Here is a 14507-nt window from a genome sequence, read left to right on the forward strand (position 1 = left end):
CATCAGGACCCTTCCATGGCGCGGATGCGCAAGAAATCCGACCTTCCCACCAAGACCTGCGTGAACTGCCGAAAGCCGTTCGCGTGGCGCAAGAAGTGGGAGCGGGTCTGGGACGAGGTGCGCTACTGCTCGGACCGCTGCCGGGCCGAGGCAAAGCGCGGCAAGGCCGATCCCGACGGGTCATAGGCCGGCGAGGGCTTCGGGCGTATCGACGTCCTGAAGCACGGCCCTGTCCATGGGCACTTCACGGACGTCCGAGCGCCGGGCCAGGAGGCGGCCCGCGCCCTGATCGCCCGAGAGCGTGGCGAGATCGGCGTCGAGGCGCCGGCGATCGAGCAGCACCGGATTGCCGCGCTGTCCGTCATGGACGGGCACGACCGCCGCCGGATCGCCGTCGGCGAAGGCGTCCGCCAGGGCGATGAGGTGGTGGGGGCCGATCCGTGGCATGTCGCCGAGCAGCACGAGGATCGCGTCCGCGGCGGGCAGCGCATCGAGGCCGACCCGCAGCGACGTGGACAGACCTTCCCCATGGGCCGGGTTGTCGATGCAGGTGAGGTCGAGCCCTTCCAGGGCCGCGCGCACGGCCGGCCCATGGGCGCCGAGCACCGCCACCACCGGACCGAGGCGCGCGGCCAGGGCGGCCCGCGCCGCGTGGCGCACCAGGGGCTCGCCGTCGAGGAGGCTCAGGAGCTTCGGCGCCGGACCGAACCGGGTGCCGCGCCCGGCGGCCAGGAGCACGAGCCCGAAGTCAGTGGTCATCGTCGTCGGCCGGGGTCCCGCCGGAACGGGGCTGGGGCCGCGACCCGATCTCCATGAGAAGGCCGCCGACCCCGAGGCCGACGATATCGGCGCGGGTGACGGCGAGCCCGGCGAGCAGCCGGTGCAGGATCCAGTCGAACCCGTTCTCCTTCGGCGACCGGGCACAGCCGGGCGCGCCGATCACCGGGACCGCGCCGAGCGCCCCGACGAGCAGGAGGTTGCCCGGATCGACGGGCATGCCGAGGTGGTCGATCCGACCGCCGGCGGACTCGATTCCCGCCGGAATCACGTCGCGCCGGTCGGTGATGGCGGAGGCGCCGAACACCACCACGAGGTCGGCGCCCTCCGCCACGCGGGCCCGGATCGCGGCGCCGACCGCACCGGCCTCGTGCGGAACCCGGGACTCGGCGACGATTCCCGCCCCCGTGGGTGCGAGGCGCCGGGCCAGGGTCGCCAGGGTCTTGTCGACGGTCGCATCCTTGAGACCGGGGAGCAGCGTCGAGACCACGCCGACCCGGGTGCGCGTGTAGGGCGCGACCCGAACGGCCCTGTCGGGCGCGATCCGGCAGGCGTGCTCCAGGGCGGCGCCCGCGACGGCGTACGGGATGATCTTCACGGTGGCGACCATCTCGCCGGCCGCCACCGGGCGAAAGGCCGGCAGCGTCGCGACCGTGATGGCCTCGTCGACGGCATTCACGGCGTCGATGCCGGCCCGGTCGAGGAGGAGGAGTCCGGCCTGCCCGGCGAACAGGTTGCAGCGCCCGGTGAACGGCGAATCGCGGCGCAGGCCCGGTCCGGCCAGGCGCAGGGCGAGCCGCTCGGCCGCGGCATCCTCGCCGACATCCCCCGGTTCGAGGCTGACCGCCACGATCTCCCTCACGCCCGCCGCATGGAGGCGGGCCGCGTCCTCGGCCGGGATCGGCTGCCCCTTGCGCAGGATCACGCCATGCTCGCGAACCGTATGGGCCGCGATGAGGCCGGCGGCCTCGCGGGTCGGGACCGCCCCGAATCTCACGCCGGCGCCCCGGCGCGGGGCATGCGCTGCGCCGCCACGACCTGAGCGAGGATGGACACGGCGATCTCGGCCGGACTCACGGCGCCGATGTCGAGGCCGATGGGGGCGGCGATCCGCGCGATGGCATCGGGCGGGAACCCGGCCCGTTCGAGCCGCCCGACGCGGGCCGCATGGGTTTTTCGCGAGCCCAGCGCCCCGACGTAGAAGCACTCGGCGCGCAGGGCCGCCATCAGGGCGGGGTCGTCGATCTTCGGATCGTGCGTCAGGGCGGCGACGGCGCAGTAGCGGTCGAGGGCCGGGACGGCACCGCCCAGGGCCTCGTCGGGCCAGAGGGTGACGAGCTCGATCCCGGGAAAGCGCTCGGGGGTCGCGAAGGCCGTGCGCGGGTCGATGACGGCGACGGCGAGATCGAGGGCCATCGCCATGGGACACAGGGCCTGGCTGATATGCACGGCGCCGATGATCACGAGGCGCACGGGCGGGGCCTGCACGGTGAGGAAGACCTCGCGGCCCTCGACATCGACGAGACCGCCCTTGCCCGACGCCAGTCGCTTGGCGAGGAGTGCGGCGAGGGGATCGGCGGGAATCTCGGCCTCGCGCACCACGCGCTGCGCTCCGCCGTCGAGGTCGGTCACCAGGATGGCGGCGCGCCGGGCGGCGCGCTCGGCATTGAGAAGGGTCAGAACATCGAGCTGCATGGCGGCCTCAGGCCACCGGCTCGACATAGACGCGGATGCGCCCGCCGCAGGACAGGCCGACCCGCCAGGCGGTCTCGTCGGCGACGCCGAACGCGACGACGCGCGGCCGCCCATCGGCGATGGCGTCCATGCCCTCGGTGATGACCGCGCCTTCGACACAGCCCCCCGAGACGGAGCCGAGGAAGTTGCCCTCGGAATCGACGACGAGGTGACTGCCCACGGGTCGGGGTGCCGAGCCCCAGGTCTCGATCACCGTGGCGAGGGCCACGCCGCGTCCGGCACGGCGCCATGCCTCGGCCGCGCTGAGGATGTCGTTCTCGGTGGAGAGCATGATAGACTCCGGGATCTGGGACGACGGCCCCTCTCCGCGCAACACGGAAGACGGGAGGTAAGCTCCCCCGACGCCAGGACAATGCGGCCGACGGGACCCGAGCGCCAGGACCCGAGCGCCAGGACGTAACCTTGCGCACGCTTTGCGCCGGCCTATCCTGGCGCCATCTTTCCGGGTTCGGGGTGCGAGGACAGGCCCAATGAGACGTTTTGCGGTGGCTCTCGCGCTCTTCGCCAGCGCCGCCCAGGCTCAGCCCGGTCCCCTCGTCATCGGGCTCTCGGCCCCCCTCACCGGACAGGACGCCGCGTTCGGGCAGGGGATGCGCGCCGGTGCCGAACAGGCGGTCGCCGAGATCAATCGGACGGGCGGCGTCAATGGACAGCGCCTCGTCCTGGTGGTGGCGGACGACGCTGGCGACGGCAAACAGGGGCTCGCAGTGGCACGTCGGTTCGCCGCGGAGCGGATCGGCTTCATCGTCGGCCCCCTCAACGCCGCCGTGGCCGGCGCGACGATTCCGGTCTACGCGGAATCCGGCATCGTCGCGGTCACGACAGGGGTCGCCTGGGCGCCCCTGACGGCCGGTGGCCATTGGAACGTGTTTCGCACCGGCGCCAACGAAGCCGGGCAGAGCGCGCTCGCGGGGGCCTACCTCGCCAGGCAGTTCGCCGGACGCCGCATCGGCCTAGTGCACGACAAGACCACCTTCGGACGCGGCCTCGTCGATGGCGTGGCGCGGACCCTGAAGGCGGCGGCCCAGGGCGAGGCCGCTTTCGAGGCCCTGTCGCGGGGCGACAAGGATCTGTCCGCCCTCGCCGGCCGCCTGAAACGGGCACGGGTGGACGTCGTTTATTTCGGCGGCCTCGCGACGGAGGCCATCGTGCTCCTGCGGGCCATGCGCGAGGCGGGTCTCGACGCGCCCCTCGTCGGCAGCGACGGGCTTCTGGACAAGGAACTGTCCCAGGTCGCCGCGGCCGACGGCACGGTGATGACCGTGGCGCCCGTCACGCGCCTGCCCGAGGTCAAGCCGTCCCCGACGAAGCCGCGCATGCCGGAGGCCGAGATCCTCGCCGCACAGGTCTTCGTCGCACAAGGTTACGCCGCCGTGGAGGTGCTGCGGGGCGGGATGCTGGGCGCGCGATCGACGGACGCCCGGGCGGTGGCCGCCTTCCTTCGTGGCGGCACGGCCGTGAAGACGGTGCTCGGCCCCCTCGCCTACGACGCACGTGGCGACCTCAAGGCCGATCCACGCCGACCAGCCTACGTCCTGCAGGTCTGGCGCCGCACGCCGGACGGGCGGATCGATTACGCGGGCAATACGATCGACCCTTGAGATCGACGGTCCCGGCGGTCGGCGCGATCGCGTGTTCGATCGGAAGGGCAATGGCTGATTTCCATGCTTCCCTGTCGATGGGATTCGCCATCGGGCCGGAAAAGCTTGCTTCGCGCCGATCCCAACATTATGTCGGGGCAACGCTCGCCGGTGTTGCGCATCCGATGGGATCGGACCCGCCGCCCGCCGCGTTTTGCCGAACGGCTTCGTTTTATATTCCGGGTCGCCCCGTTCTGGCTGTCCCGCTTGGAGAGTGTGGATGGCGAAAGAAGAATTGATGCAGTTCGACGGTCTCGTGATCGAGATCCTGCCGGACGCACGCTACCGCGTGCAGCTCGACCAGGGGCACGAGATCGTGGCCTACACGGCCGGCAAGATGAAGAAGAACCGCATCAAGACTCTGGCGGGCGATCGCGTCACCGTCGAAATGTCGCCCTACGACCTCGAGAAGGGCCGCCTCGTGTTCCGCCACAAGGACGAGCGTTCCGCCGGTCCGCGTCCGCCAATGCGCGGCCAGTTCCGTCGCCGCTGACGTTTCGAGCGCCAGACGCCGCTTCGGCCCGTATCGATCAACGACAATGCCCGCTTCGGCGGGCATTGTCGTTCTGGCGGGTCACTCGACGAACCAGCGGCCTATTTGCCGAACCGCTCGAACTTCGGGAAGCTTCGGGTCATGAGCGTCCCGGCGTCTGAGCGGTGGCCCATCCATTTCTCCAGGATGCTCGCCTGGGCGAGGCGCGCCTCGCCCCCGGTCTCGCGCCACGGCAGGCCCTCGGCGAGGGTGAAGACGCAGGCATCCGTCAGGGTTGTCTGGCGGCAGCGTTGCAGACGCACGCCCTTGCCGCGCACCAGTTCGGGCATCTCCGCGAGGGGGAAGACCAGGAGCAGACGGTCGGCGCTGCAGACGGCGACGTGGTCGCCAGTCGCCGGCACCAGCAGCGTCGCGGTGGCGGGCGCATCGAGGCCCATGATGCCCTTGCCCTTGCGGGTGTTGGCAACCAGAGCGTCGGCCGGCGCCACGAAGCCGCGCCCGTCGGAGGCCGCCACCAGCAGCTTGGCGCCCGGCTGATACGGCAGGGCCGCGACGATCTCGGTGCCGTCGTCGAAATCCACCATGAGGCGGATCGGGTCGCCGAAGCCGCGGCCACCGGGGAGCTTGGCCGCCTCCAGGGTGAACACCTTGCCGTTGGAGGCCAGCACGAGGAGCTTGGCCGTGGTCTCGCTCGGGAACGCGATCTTCAGGCTGTCGTCGCCCTTGAAGGCGACGCCCGAGAGGTCCGCCACGTGCCCCTTCAGCGCCCGGATCCAGCCCTTGGCCGAGACGATGACGGTGATGGGCTCGCGCTCGACCATGGCCGAGGTGAAGTCGATGCCGGCGGTGTCGGGTGGGTTCTCGAGGGTGGTGCGCCGGGCACCGATCTTGGTCTCGGGTCCGAAGGTCTTCTTCACCGCGCGGATCTGCTTGGTGATGTCGGCCCATTGCAGCTTGTCGGAGCCGAGGAGTTCCTCGATCCCGAGCTTCTCCGTCGTCAGGGTATCGAGTTCGCGCTTGAGTTCCATCTCCTCGAGCTTGCGCAGGGAGCGCAGGCGGGTGTCGAGGATGGCGTTGGCCTGGATCTCCGTCAGTTCGAACCGCTTCATCAGGGCGGCCTTCGGCTCGTCCTCCTCGCGGATGATGCGGATGACCTCGTCGAGGTCGAGGTAGACGATGAGCAGGCCGCCGAGGATCTCGAGGCGCCGGTCGATCTGGGCGAGGCGGTGGCGCGAGCGGCGCTGCAACACGACCCGGCGATGGTCGAGCCACTCCCGCAGGGCTTCGGCCAGACCGATGACCCGGGGGACGAGGCCGCCGACCAGCACGTTCATGTTGAGGGAGATGCGGGCCTCGAGCTCGGTGAGTCGGAACAGCGACTCCATCAGGATGACGGGATCGACGTTGCGGGCGCGCGGCTCCAGCACGATGCGGACATCCTCCGCCGATTCGTCGCGCACGTCGGCGAGCAGCGGGAGCTTGCGCTCCTGCAGCAGCTCCGCGAGCTTCTCGATGAGGCGCGCCTTCTGCACCCCGTAGGGAATCTCAGTGACCACGATGGTCCAGGTGCCCCGCCCGAGATCCTCCTTGGCCCAGCGGGCGCGCACGCGAAATCCGCCGCGCCCGGTGCGGTAGGCCTCGGTGATGGATTCGGCGCTGTCGATGAGGATGCCGCCGGTGGGGAAGTCCGGCCCCTTCACGAAGGTGAGGAGCTGGGCCGAGGTCGCCTCCGGGCGGGTGATGAGATAGAGCGCCGCGTCGCAGAGTTCGGCGGCGTTGTGCGGCGGGATCGAGGTCGCCATGCCGACGGCGATGCCCTGGGAGCCGTTGGCGAGCAGGTTCGGAAAGGCCGCCGGGAGCACCACCGGCTCCTCTTCCTGCCCGTCGTAGTTCGGGCGGAAATCGACGGAATCGTCGTCGAGCCCCTCCATGAGGAGGCGCGCGACCTCCGTCATCCGGGCTTCGGTGTAGCGCTGGGCGGCGGCGTTATCGCCGTCGATGTTGCCGAAATTGCCCTGGCCGTCGACCAGCGGATAGCGCTGGGCGAAGTCCTGGGCCATGCGCACCAGGGCGTCGTAGGCCGCCGTGTCGCCGTGCGGATGGTACTTGCCGATGACGTCGCCGACGATGCGGGCGCATTTCTTGAACGCCGAGGTCGGGTCGAGCTTCAGCAGCCGCATGGCGAACAGGATGCGCCGGTGGACGGGCTTCAGCCCGTCGCGGGCATCGGGCAGCGCCCGGTGCATGATGGTCGACAGCGCATAGGCGAGGTAGCGGTCCTCCAGGGCGGATTTCAGCTCGACGCTCTCGATGCCGTCGGAGCCCGACGGCGGCTCGAAGGGCTGGCCCATCACGATCTCCAGGGGCGACACGACCCCAAATCAGAACAAATCAAGAACATGACTTAGGCGCTTCCCGTCCCCAAGGCAACGAAGCGCGCCCGGGCATCCGGGGGCGGCAGCGCGCGCGGTCCCCAGATGTGCTGATCGAGGAAGTACCCCGTCAAGGTAAACCCCGCCGTAACGTCGGCGCCCTCGGGGGTCATCGGCAGTGGATCGCCCGGCGCCCGCTCCCGCAGGAAGTCCGGCAGGGCGAGCAAGCGGTCGCGATAGGGCTCGCCCGCCGACGCGCTCACCGCCCGGCCCGAGCGGGGCGAGACGTAGATGAGGGCGTCGTTGCCCCCGGTCGCGGCGCAGGCGGACAGATCGAGGCCGAAGCCGAGATCCGCCAGGATCGCCAGTTCGAACCGCACCATCAGGGGCGGGGCGATGTCGGGATCGTGGAGGTGATCGATGAGGATGCGGGCGGCCTCGTAGAGTTGCGGGTGCGGGTCGCGCTCGGGCAGCAGCCGCAGGAGCCCGGCGAGGTGCGCGATGCCGTGGAGGGCGAGCCCCGATCCCATGAGCCGGGCGGCCACGGATTCGAGGGGCTCGACGGCGTAGGCGCCGAGGCTGTTGTCGAGGCGCGCCCGCCACGTGGCCTGGACCCGGTTGCCGGGCTGAAGCACGGGCTGCATCCGGCGCGAGCGGCCACCGTGGACGAGGCCGAGATGGCGCCCGTGCGCGGCGGTCATGAGTTCGAGCACCACGCTCGTCTCGCCCTGCCGGCGCAGGCCGAGCACGAGGCCGTCGTCGGTCCATTGCATGCCTCTCCATAGGCCGATGCCGGCGGGAAGGAAAAGCGCGCCGGCAGCGAAGATTGCACCAATGAACCCTTTCCCGCAGGGCGGGAATAAGCTTAGGCTTGTGCTGGAAGCCGAGGCGAGCGGAGATGGCGATGGGTGGTCCGGCTCGGCTCCTGCTCCTTGGTGTGGCCTGCGCGCTCCCGGCCTGCACGCCCCGCGCCCCGGCCCCCTCCCCCGGCGCGACGCTCCGCACCCGCATCGCCGCCCTCGCCCTGGCGCAGGTGGATTTCGGCTCCGTGTCGGTGATCCCCATACGGTTCGAGCACAGCCGCATCTCAGGTCCGTTCGAGGATGGCGGGCGCACCCTCTACTGCGTCTCCACGCGGATGAAGGGCCGGACGTTCGGCAAGGGCGAGCGGGCGAAGGCCGTGATCCGGGACACGGGCGGCGTGCTCGGCGTGGTGTCCGACGATGAGGAGATCTGCAACGGGCACCGCACGGAGCCGTTTCCGGAACTCGAGACCCTCGGCAATCCCGCCTGATCCATCGGGATAGGCCCGGGCTTGCTCCCGCGGTGAGGGGATGAGACCCTGGGGCATGCCGAAACGCCCGTTGAGCCTCAGCCTCGACCTCATCGCCCGCGCCCATCCCGATCCCGTCCGCGACGACCCGGGCGCCCTCACCCTCCTCACCGACGACGAACTCGAACCCGGCCTCGCCCAGGCGCTCACCCGGCGACCGTCCGGCGCGGAGGGCCTGTGGGTGTTCGGTTACGGCTCCCTGATCTGGCAGCCGGAATTCACCTTCACCGAGCGGCGCACCGGAACGGTGCGGGGCTATCACCGTCGGTTCTGCCTGCTGCAGCGGCGGTTCCGCGGGAGCACGGAGCGGCCGGGCCTCGTCCTGGCCCTCGATCGCGGCGGCCTGTGCCGGGGCGTCGCGTTCCGGCTCGCGGGGGACGATCCGCACGTCACCCTGCTGCCGGTCTGGCGCCGGGAGATGCGCGGCAACGGCTACGCCTCCCGTTGGGTGGTGGTGGAGACCGCCGACGGCCCGGTCACCGCCCTGACCTTCGTCGTCAACTGCGCCAGCGACCGCTACACCGGCCGCCTGACGGAGCCCGAGATCGCCGACCGCATCGCCACGGGGGCCGGGCATCTCGGGCCGAGTGCCGAGTACCTGTTCCGCACCGCCGAGGCCTGCGCGCGGGAGGGGATCCTGGACGAGCACCTGTGGACCTTGCAGGCGTTGGTGGCCGAACGGTTGGATGCCATGGCGCGGGCCGACGGGGCGCCCCAAGCGCCGAGCAGGCCGGCGGCAAGCCCGTCGCCTCAGTTCACCTCCACCTGAACCACCCCCGGCACGGCCCGGAGCGCGCCCGCGATCTGAGGCGTCGCCTGATACTTGCCCTGCAGCTTCACCTCGACCTCGCGGTCGCCGTTGTCGAGGAGGAGGATCAGCGAGACCTCGCCCTCGCCCCGCACCTGCAGGCGCTGCTGGACGGGCGCGATGGAGCGCTCGTCGCGGAGATAGATGCGCATGCCCTTCTGGTGGCGGGCCACCGCCACGTCGAGGGGTTCGGCGGTGACGATGCGGGCGCGCACGTCCTCGCCCTCCAGGTTGGCCTGGATCTGCAGCACGAGGGGACGTCCGGGCTCCAGGATCTCGCGATACTGGCCGAGGCCTTCGGAGAAGATGATCGCCTCGAAATGCCCGGTCTGGTCGGACAGGATGACGATGCCGAGCTTGTTGCCGGTCTTGGTCCGGCGCTCGGACCGGTCGAGGACGGAGGCGGCGACCCGGCCGACGCTGGTGGTGCCGGCCCGCACCGCCTTGCAGAACTCGGCCCAGGTCTGCACCCGGAGCTTGCCCAGCAGATCGCCGTACTCGTCGAGGGGGTGGCCCGAGAGGAAGAAGCCGATGGCGTCGTATTCCTTCTTGAGCTTGTCGGCCATCGGCCAGCCCTCGTAGGCCGGGATGCGCAGGGTCACGTCGGCCGCGGTGACGCCGCCGAACATGTCGGCGATGCCGGTGCTCTCGGCCTCGGCGGCCCCTTGGGCGAGCTTCATCATCGGCTCGATGGCCGCGCAGGCCCGCGCCCGGTCCGGCTCGATGGTGTCCATGGCCCCGGCCGCCACGAGGTTCTCCAGGGTGCGCTTGTTGATCATGCGCGGGTTGAGGCGGCGCGCCAGGCACGCGAGGTCCCGGAAGGGCGTCTCCCCCCGGGTCTCCACGATGGATTCGACGGCGCCGCGGCCCACGCCCTTGATGGCCGACAGGGCGTAGACGATGCGGCCGTCCTTGACCTCGAAGTTGACCCCCGACGTGTTGATGGAGGGCGGCTCGACGACGATCCTGAGGCGCTGGGCGTCCTGGCGGAACTCGGCGAGCTTGTCGGTCACGTCGATGTCGAGCTGCATGGCGGCGGCCAGGAACTCGACGGGGTGGTTCGCCTTCAGGTAGGCGGTCTGATAGGTCAGCAGGGCGTAGGCGGCGGCGTGTGATTTGTTGAAGCCGTAATCGGCGAACTTCGCCAGCAGGTCGAAGATCTCGTCGGCCTTGGCCTTGGTGAGCTCGCGCTCGATGCAGCCCTTCACGAAGCGGTCGCGCTGGGCGTCCATCTCGGCCTTGATCTTCTTGCCCATGGCGCGGCGCAGCATGTCGGCCTCGCCGAGCGAGTACCCGGCCAGCACCTTGGCCACCTCCATCACCTGTTCCTGGTAGACGATGATGCCGAAGGTCTCGCGCAGGATCGGCTCCAGCTTTGCGTGCGGATACCAGCTCGCCTCGTTGCCGGCGTCGCGCCCGAGCTTGCGCTCGCAATAGACCGGGATGTTGGCCATGGGGCCGGGGCGGTAGAGGGCCACGAGGGCGATGATGTCCTCGAACCGGTCGGCCTGCATCTCGACGAGCGCCTTGCGCATGCCGGCGGATTCCACCTGGAACACGCCCACCGTCTCGCCGCGCTTCATCGGCAGGTAGGTCGCCTCGTTGTCCAGGGGCAGCGAGGCGAGATCGACGATGATGCCGCGCTTGGCCAGCAGGTCGGTGCAGTAGCGCAGCAGGGTCAGGGTCTTCAGACCCAAGAAGTCGAACTTCACCAGGCCGGCGGCCTCGACCCACTTCATGTTGAACTGGGTCACCCGCATGCCGGTCTTCGGATCGCGGTAGAGGGGGACGAGCTGTTCGAGGGGCCGGTCGCCGATGACCACGCCGGCGGCGTGGGTCGAGGCGTGGCGGTGCAGGCCCTCCAGCTTCTTGGCGATCTCCATGAGGCGGGCCACGATGGGCTCCTCCTCCATGGCCGCCTGGAGCTTGGGCTCGCCCTCGATGGCCTGGGTCAGGGTCACGGGGTTGGCCGGGTTCTGCGGCACCAGCTTCGTGAGCTTGTCCACCTGCCCGTAGGGCATCTCCAGGACGCGGCCGACGTCGCGCAGCACGCCGCGCGCCTGCAGGGTACCGAAGGTGATGATCTGCGCGACCTGCTCGTGGCCGTAGCGATCCTGCACGTACTGGATCACCCGCTCGCGGCCGTCGACGCAGAAGTCGATGTCGAAATCCGGCATCGAGACGCGCTCGGGGTTGAGGAAGCGCTCGAACAGCAGGCCGAAGCGAAGCGGGTCGAGGTCGGTGATGAGGAGCGACCACGCCACCAGGGATCCGGCACCCGAGCCACGGCCCGGGCCGACCGGAATGTCGTGGTCCTTGGCCCACTTGATGAAGTCCGACACGATGAGGAAGTAGCCGGGAAACTTCATGCCGACGATGACGTCGAGCTCGAAGGCGAGGCGGTCGCGATAGACCTGCTCGCTCATGCCCGGCGCCGTGCCGTGCTGTGCGAGGCGCAGGTCGAGGCCGGCGATGGCCTGCGCGCGCAGCTCCTCCGGCTCGGATCTCACCACCTCCGCCCCGGCTGCACCGGGGGCCTCGCCGGCGACGGCGTCGGCGGTGACACGGGCGAAGTTCGGCAGGATGGGCTTGCGCGTGCGCACGCGGTAGGCGCAGCGCATGGCGATCTCGACCGTGGCGTTCAGGGCGTCCGGCAGATCGACAAACAGCTCGGCCATCTGCGCGCGCGTGGTGAAAGCGTGCCGCGGGGTGAGCTTGCGCCGGCGCTCGTCGGAGACGAGGCGTCCGTCCGCGATGGCGAGCAGCGCGTCGTGGGCGTCGTAATCGCCGGTACGCGCGAAGAACGGTTCGTTGGTGGCCACGATGGACAGGCCGTTGGCATCGGCAAGCCGGAGCAGCTCGCGCTCGATGGCCCGTTCGTCGGACAGGCCGTGGCGCAGGATCTCGACGTAGAGGTTGCTCTCGCCGAAGGCCGCCTTGAGCTTGGCGAGACGCGCGGCGGCGAGCTCGGCCCGGCCCTGGCGCAACGCCCCGTCGAGGGGTCCGGTGGTCCCGCCCGTGAGGGCGATGAGCCCGCCGGCGCATTCGGCCAGCCCGGCGGCGCTCACCCGGGGGGCATCGCCGAGGGCGCCGTCGAAGTAGGCGCGGCTCGCCAGCCGCAGGAGGTTCGCGTAACCGGCCTCGTCCTGGGCCAGGACCACCACGTTGGCGCAGCCGGCCTGCCCCTGAACCACCCGCGCCATGGGATCGGGCGTCTCGAAGGCCACCGTCACCTGCAGGCCGGCGATGGGCTGAATCCCCGATCCGGAGGCCTTCTCGGAGAATTCCAGGGCCCCGAACAGGTTGTTGGTGTCGGTGAGCGCCAGGGCCGGCTGCCGGTCGGCCGCCGCCGCCTTGACGATGTCCCCGACCTTCAGCGCCCCTTCGAGGAGCGAGAACGACGAGTGGACGTGGAGGTGGACGAAGCCGGGATCTTTGAGGATGCGCGCCATGCTCCCAACAGCCCGACTCGTGGTGAACGATCCATCAAGAATGCGCGGAGCGGATCGTTTGGCTGTGGAAGGCCGCCATCCGTGATGCGTCGGCAACGCTATCGCAACGGCGCCAATGCGACAGCCCAAGCGGCGACCGAAACCGCAAGGAGACCGAAGGCCATGAATTCGACCGCGCCGGTGAGGATCATCCGCTTGAGCATGGGAAGCGCCTTTCGTTGAGCTCTCCCATTTTGTTCCTGTTTTGTTCTATGTAAAGCGAAAAGGCCGTCTCGCGGTCGGCAGAGTCAACGAAATGTGAAGCCCGGGCCGGCTGCATGATTTCACGGCGGATTCGCATGCCGCTGCATGGACGATCCTGCCAACATGACGCGGACAGCAGGCAAAGCCGCATGTTCTACTGAAGATCCATCGCATCGTCCCTGCTGCGACAACGCTTCGACCCCATAAGATTCCGCACATCGTTGCAGGGCGGCCAGTCACCGCCAAGGCCCGAATCACAACCGCAGGATGGCGAACACGAACCCTCTACCTATGTGAGCGGGACACCCGGACTCCGCATCACAGACCGAACATGCAAATCAAGTTGGTGGCCGTCGGCTCACACGGCGACGTCCTTCCCTTCATCGGCCTCGGGGCCGAACTGGTGCGACGCGGGCATGCCGCGGTTCTGGCGGCGCCCGCCCCCTTCGCGCAGCTGGCGGCCCGCGCTCACCTGCCGTTCCACGCTCTCGGCACGCGCGCCGATTACGAGCGGACCGTCGCGGTGCCGGACTTGTGGCATCCGAGGCGGGGGGCCTTCGTCCTGTTCGACCAGCTCGCCCCGACGACGGAGCAGACCTACGACTGGCTGGCCCGTACCAGCGCACCAGGCGAGACCCTCGTGGTCGCCTCGACCCTCGGCCTGGGCGCCCGCGTGGCGCAGGACAAGCTCGGCCTGCCCGTCGTGACCGTGCATGTCATGCCCCTGCTGGTGGAGAGCCGGCACGCCGCGCCGGTTCTGCCGGGCATCCCCCTCGCCCACCTGCTGCCGTCCCGCCTACGGCACTGGCTCGGCCGGGGCGCCGACCGCTACGTGATCGGCCCGGCCGCCCTGCCCCAACTCAACGCCCTGCGCGAGCGCCTCGATCTCGCGCCCGTGCGCCGCCTGCGGCACTGGTGGAACAGCCCGACACGGATCCTCCTGATGTTTCCGGAGTGGTTCACCGCCCCCCAGGCGGATTGGCCGGCCCAGGCCGCGCAGGTCGGCTTTCCCCTGGTCGATCGTCTCGGCGATACCCCTTCCCTGAGCTCGGAGCTGAGCGAGTTCCTCGCGGCAGGGCCACCACCCCTGGTGTTCACCTACGGGTCGGCGATGCGTCACGGCCAAGCCTTCTTCCGGACGGCCTGCGCCCTGTGTCGGACCATGGGCCGCCGTGGCGTGATGCTGGCGCCGGAGTCCGGTCAGATGCCCACGGATCTGCCGGAGGGCGTCATCCATGTCCCCTACGCGCCCTTGAGCGTGCTGCTTCCGCGCGCCGCCGCCCTGATCCACCACGGCGGCATCGGCACCGTCGCCCAGGCCCTGGCCGCCGGCATCCCGCAGCTCGTGGTCCCGGTGGCGTTCGACCATTTCGACGAAGGCCAGCGCCTCCAGCGCCTCGGCGTCGGCGCCATGCTCGGCCGGCGTTGGTTCACCCCAGGCCGGGCCGCCCAGGCCCTCAACCGTCTTCTGGCCTCCGAGACCGTGGCGCAGGCCTGCGCCGAGACGCGCATGCGCATGACCCGGGAGGACGGCGTATCGGCCGCCTGCGACGAGATCGAGCGCCTGATCGCCCGCTGAGTCATACCAGTTCCGGTCGATTGCTTCGCGATGCGGATCTGGGCTTCGCTCAGGC

13 protein-coding genes are annotated in these 14507 nt (G+C 70.2%); 6 read left to right on the plus strand and 7 right to left on the minus strand.

What is annotated here, in order from left to right; all coding sequences use genetic code 11:
- Positions 1 to 15: 15 nt before the first annotated feature.
- Entirely contained in the window at positions 16 to 186 is a 171-nt protein-coding gene (locus tag ASF27_RS21520) for a DUF2256 domain-containing protein (protein ID WP_082478927.1), read from the plus strand.
- Here the strand turns inward: ASF27_RS21520 and ASF27_RS09765 are convergent.
- The 4 genes from ASF27_RS09765 to ASF27_RS09780 are packed head-to-tail and all read right to left on the minus strand — an operon-like array spanning position 181 to position 2803.
- The gene (locus tag ASF27_RS09765) at positions 181 to 759 is read right to left on the minus strand and encodes a nucleotidyltransferase family protein (protein WP_056359589.1); all 579 of its coding nucleotides are present in this window, start codon (positions 757 to 759) and stop codon (positions 181 to 183) included. The genes ASF27_RS21520 and ASF27_RS09765 overlap by 6 nt on opposite strands.
- Complete coding sequence (locus tag ASF27_RS09770; RefSeq protein ID WP_056359592.1) at positions 749 to 1774, minus strand: molybdopterin-binding protein; 1026 nt, start codon at positions 1772 to 1774, stop codon at positions 749 to 751. The genes ASF27_RS09765 and ASF27_RS09770 overlap by 11 nt, the downstream gene beginning before the upstream one ends.
- Entirely contained in the window at positions 1771 to 2472 is a 702-nt protein-coding gene (locus ASF27_RS09775; RefSeq protein WP_056359596.1) for an XdhC family protein, read from the minus strand. Before ASF27_RS09775 ends, ASF27_RS09770 begins: the two co-directional genes overlap by 4 nt.
- Before the next feature lie 7 nt (positions 2473 to 2479).
- Positions 2480 to 2803: an XdhC family protein gene (locus ASF27_RS09780; RefSeq protein ID WP_056260757.1), complete on the minus strand. Its 324-nt coding sequence runs from the start codon at positions 2801 to 2803 to the stop codon at positions 2480 to 2482.
- A gap of 214 nt (positions 2804 to 3017) precedes the next feature.
- On the opposite strand from ASF27_RS09780, the gene ASF27_RS09785 reads away from it, so the two are divergent.
- Positions 3018 to 4133 (plus strand): branched-chain amino acid ABC transporter substrate-binding protein, encoded by a 1116-nt coding sequence (locus tag ASF27_RS09785; RefSeq protein WP_347379632.1) that lies wholly within the window; start codon positions 3018 to 3020, stop codon positions 4131 to 4133.
- 259 nt (positions 4134 to 4392) lie between these two features.
- Entirely contained in the window at positions 4393 to 4665 is a 273-nt protein-coding gene (gene infA, locus ASF27_RS09790) for a translation initiation factor IF-1 (RefSeq protein WP_055947419.1), read from the plus strand.
- 101 nt (positions 4666 to 4766) lie between these two features.
- Here the strand turns inward: infA and parC are convergent, their stop codons facing one another.
- Both parC and recO read right to left on the minus strand, forming a co-directional pair.
- Positions 4767 to 7016, minus strand: a complete 2250-nt coding sequence (gene parC, locus ASF27_RS09795; RefSeq protein ID WP_056170359.1) for a DNA topoisomerase IV subunit A — start codon at positions 7014 to 7016, stop codon at positions 4767 to 4769.
- A gap of 53 nt (positions 7017 to 7069) precedes the next feature.
- Positions 7070 to 7810, minus strand: a complete 741-nt coding sequence (recO, locus tag ASF27_RS09800) for a DNA repair protein RecO (RefSeq protein ID WP_056359600.1) — start codon at positions 7808 to 7810, stop codon at positions 7070 to 7072.
- 131 nt (positions 7811 to 7941) lie between these two features.
- Here recO and ASF27_RS09805 point away from each other — a divergent pair, with 131 nt between their 5' ends.
- On the plus strand, positions 7942 to 8331 hold the full coding sequence (locus ASF27_RS09805) for a hypothetical protein (RefSeq protein ID WP_056359768.1): 390 nt from the start codon (positions 7942 to 7944) through the stop codon (positions 8329 to 8331).
- A 55-nt stretch (positions 8332 to 8386) separates the two neighbouring features.
- A complete protein-coding gene (locus tag ASF27_RS09810; RefSeq protein WP_082478929.1) occupies positions 8387 to 9139 on the plus strand; it encodes a gamma-glutamylcyclotransferase in 753 nt (250 codons plus the stop codon).
- Here ASF27_RS09810 and dnaE read toward each other — a convergent pair.
- Positions 9121 to 12630 (minus strand): DNA polymerase III subunit alpha, encoded by a 3510-nt coding sequence (gene dnaE, locus ASF27_RS09815; RefSeq protein WP_056359603.1) that lies wholly within the window; start codon positions 12628 to 12630, stop codon positions 9121 to 9123. The genes ASF27_RS09810 and dnaE overlap by 19 nt on opposite strands.
- A gap of 574 nt (positions 12631 to 13204) precedes the next feature.
- On the opposite strand from dnaE, the gene ASF27_RS09820 reads away from it, so the two are divergent.
- Positions 13205 to 14452, plus strand: coding sequence for a nucleotide disphospho-sugar-binding domain-containing protein (locus ASF27_RS09820; RefSeq protein ID WP_056304526.1), 1248 nt, complete (start codon positions 13205 to 13207; stop codon positions 14450 to 14452).
- Positions 14453 to 14507 lie beyond the last annotated feature (55 nt).

It is taken from the genome of Methylobacterium sp. Leaf102 (genome assembly GCF_001422425.1).
Taxonomy (GTDB): Bacteria; Pseudomonadota; Alphaproteobacteria; order Rhizobiales; family Beijerinckiaceae; genus Methylobacterium.

Excerpts from the sequence above, each read along its gene's own strand:
- ASF27_RS21520 (WP_082478927.1), top strand. The coding sequence starts at position 16 with ATGGCGCGGATGCGCAAGAAATCCGACCTTCCCACCAAGACCTGCGTG.
- ASF27_RS09765 (WP_056359589.1), bottom strand. The coding sequence starts at position 759 with ATGACCACTGACTTCGGGCTCGTGCTCCTGGCCGCCGGGCGCGGCACC.
- ASF27_RS09775 (WP_056359596.1), bottom strand. The coding sequence starts at position 2,472 with ATGCAGCTCGATGTTCTGACCCTTCTCAATGCCGAGCGCGCCGCCCGG.
- ASF27_RS09780 (WP_056260757.1), bottom strand. The coding sequence starts at position 2,803 with ATGCTCTCCACCGAGAACGACATCCTCAGCGCGGCCGAGGCATGGCGC.
- infA (WP_055947419.1), top strand. The coding sequence starts at position 4,393 with ATGGCGAAAGAAGAATTGATGCAGTTCGACGGTCTCGTGATCGAGATC.
- parC (WP_056170359.1), bottom strand. The coding sequence starts at position 7,016 with ATGGGCCAGCCCTTCGAGCCGCCGTCGGGCTCCGACGGCATCGAGAGC.
- recO (WP_056359600.1), bottom strand. The coding sequence starts at position 7,810 with ATGCAATGGACCGACGACGGCCTCGTGCTCGGCCTGCGCCGGCAGGGC.
- ASF27_RS09805 (WP_056359768.1), top strand. The coding sequence starts at position 7,942 with ATGGGTGGTCCGGCTCGGCTCCTGCTCCTTGGTGTGGCCTGCGCGCTC.
- ASF27_RS09810 (WP_082478929.1), top strand. The coding sequence starts at position 8,387 with ATGCCGAAACGCCCGTTGAGCCTCAGCCTCGACCTCATCGCCCGCGCC.
- dnaE (WP_056359603.1), bottom strand. The coding sequence starts at position 12,630 with ATGGCGCGCATCCTCAAAGATCCCGGCTTCGTCCACCTCCACGTCCAC.
- ASF27_RS09820 (WP_056304526.1), top strand. The coding sequence starts at position 13,205 with ATGCAAATCAAGTTGGTGGCCGTCGGCTCACACGGCGACGTCCTTCCC.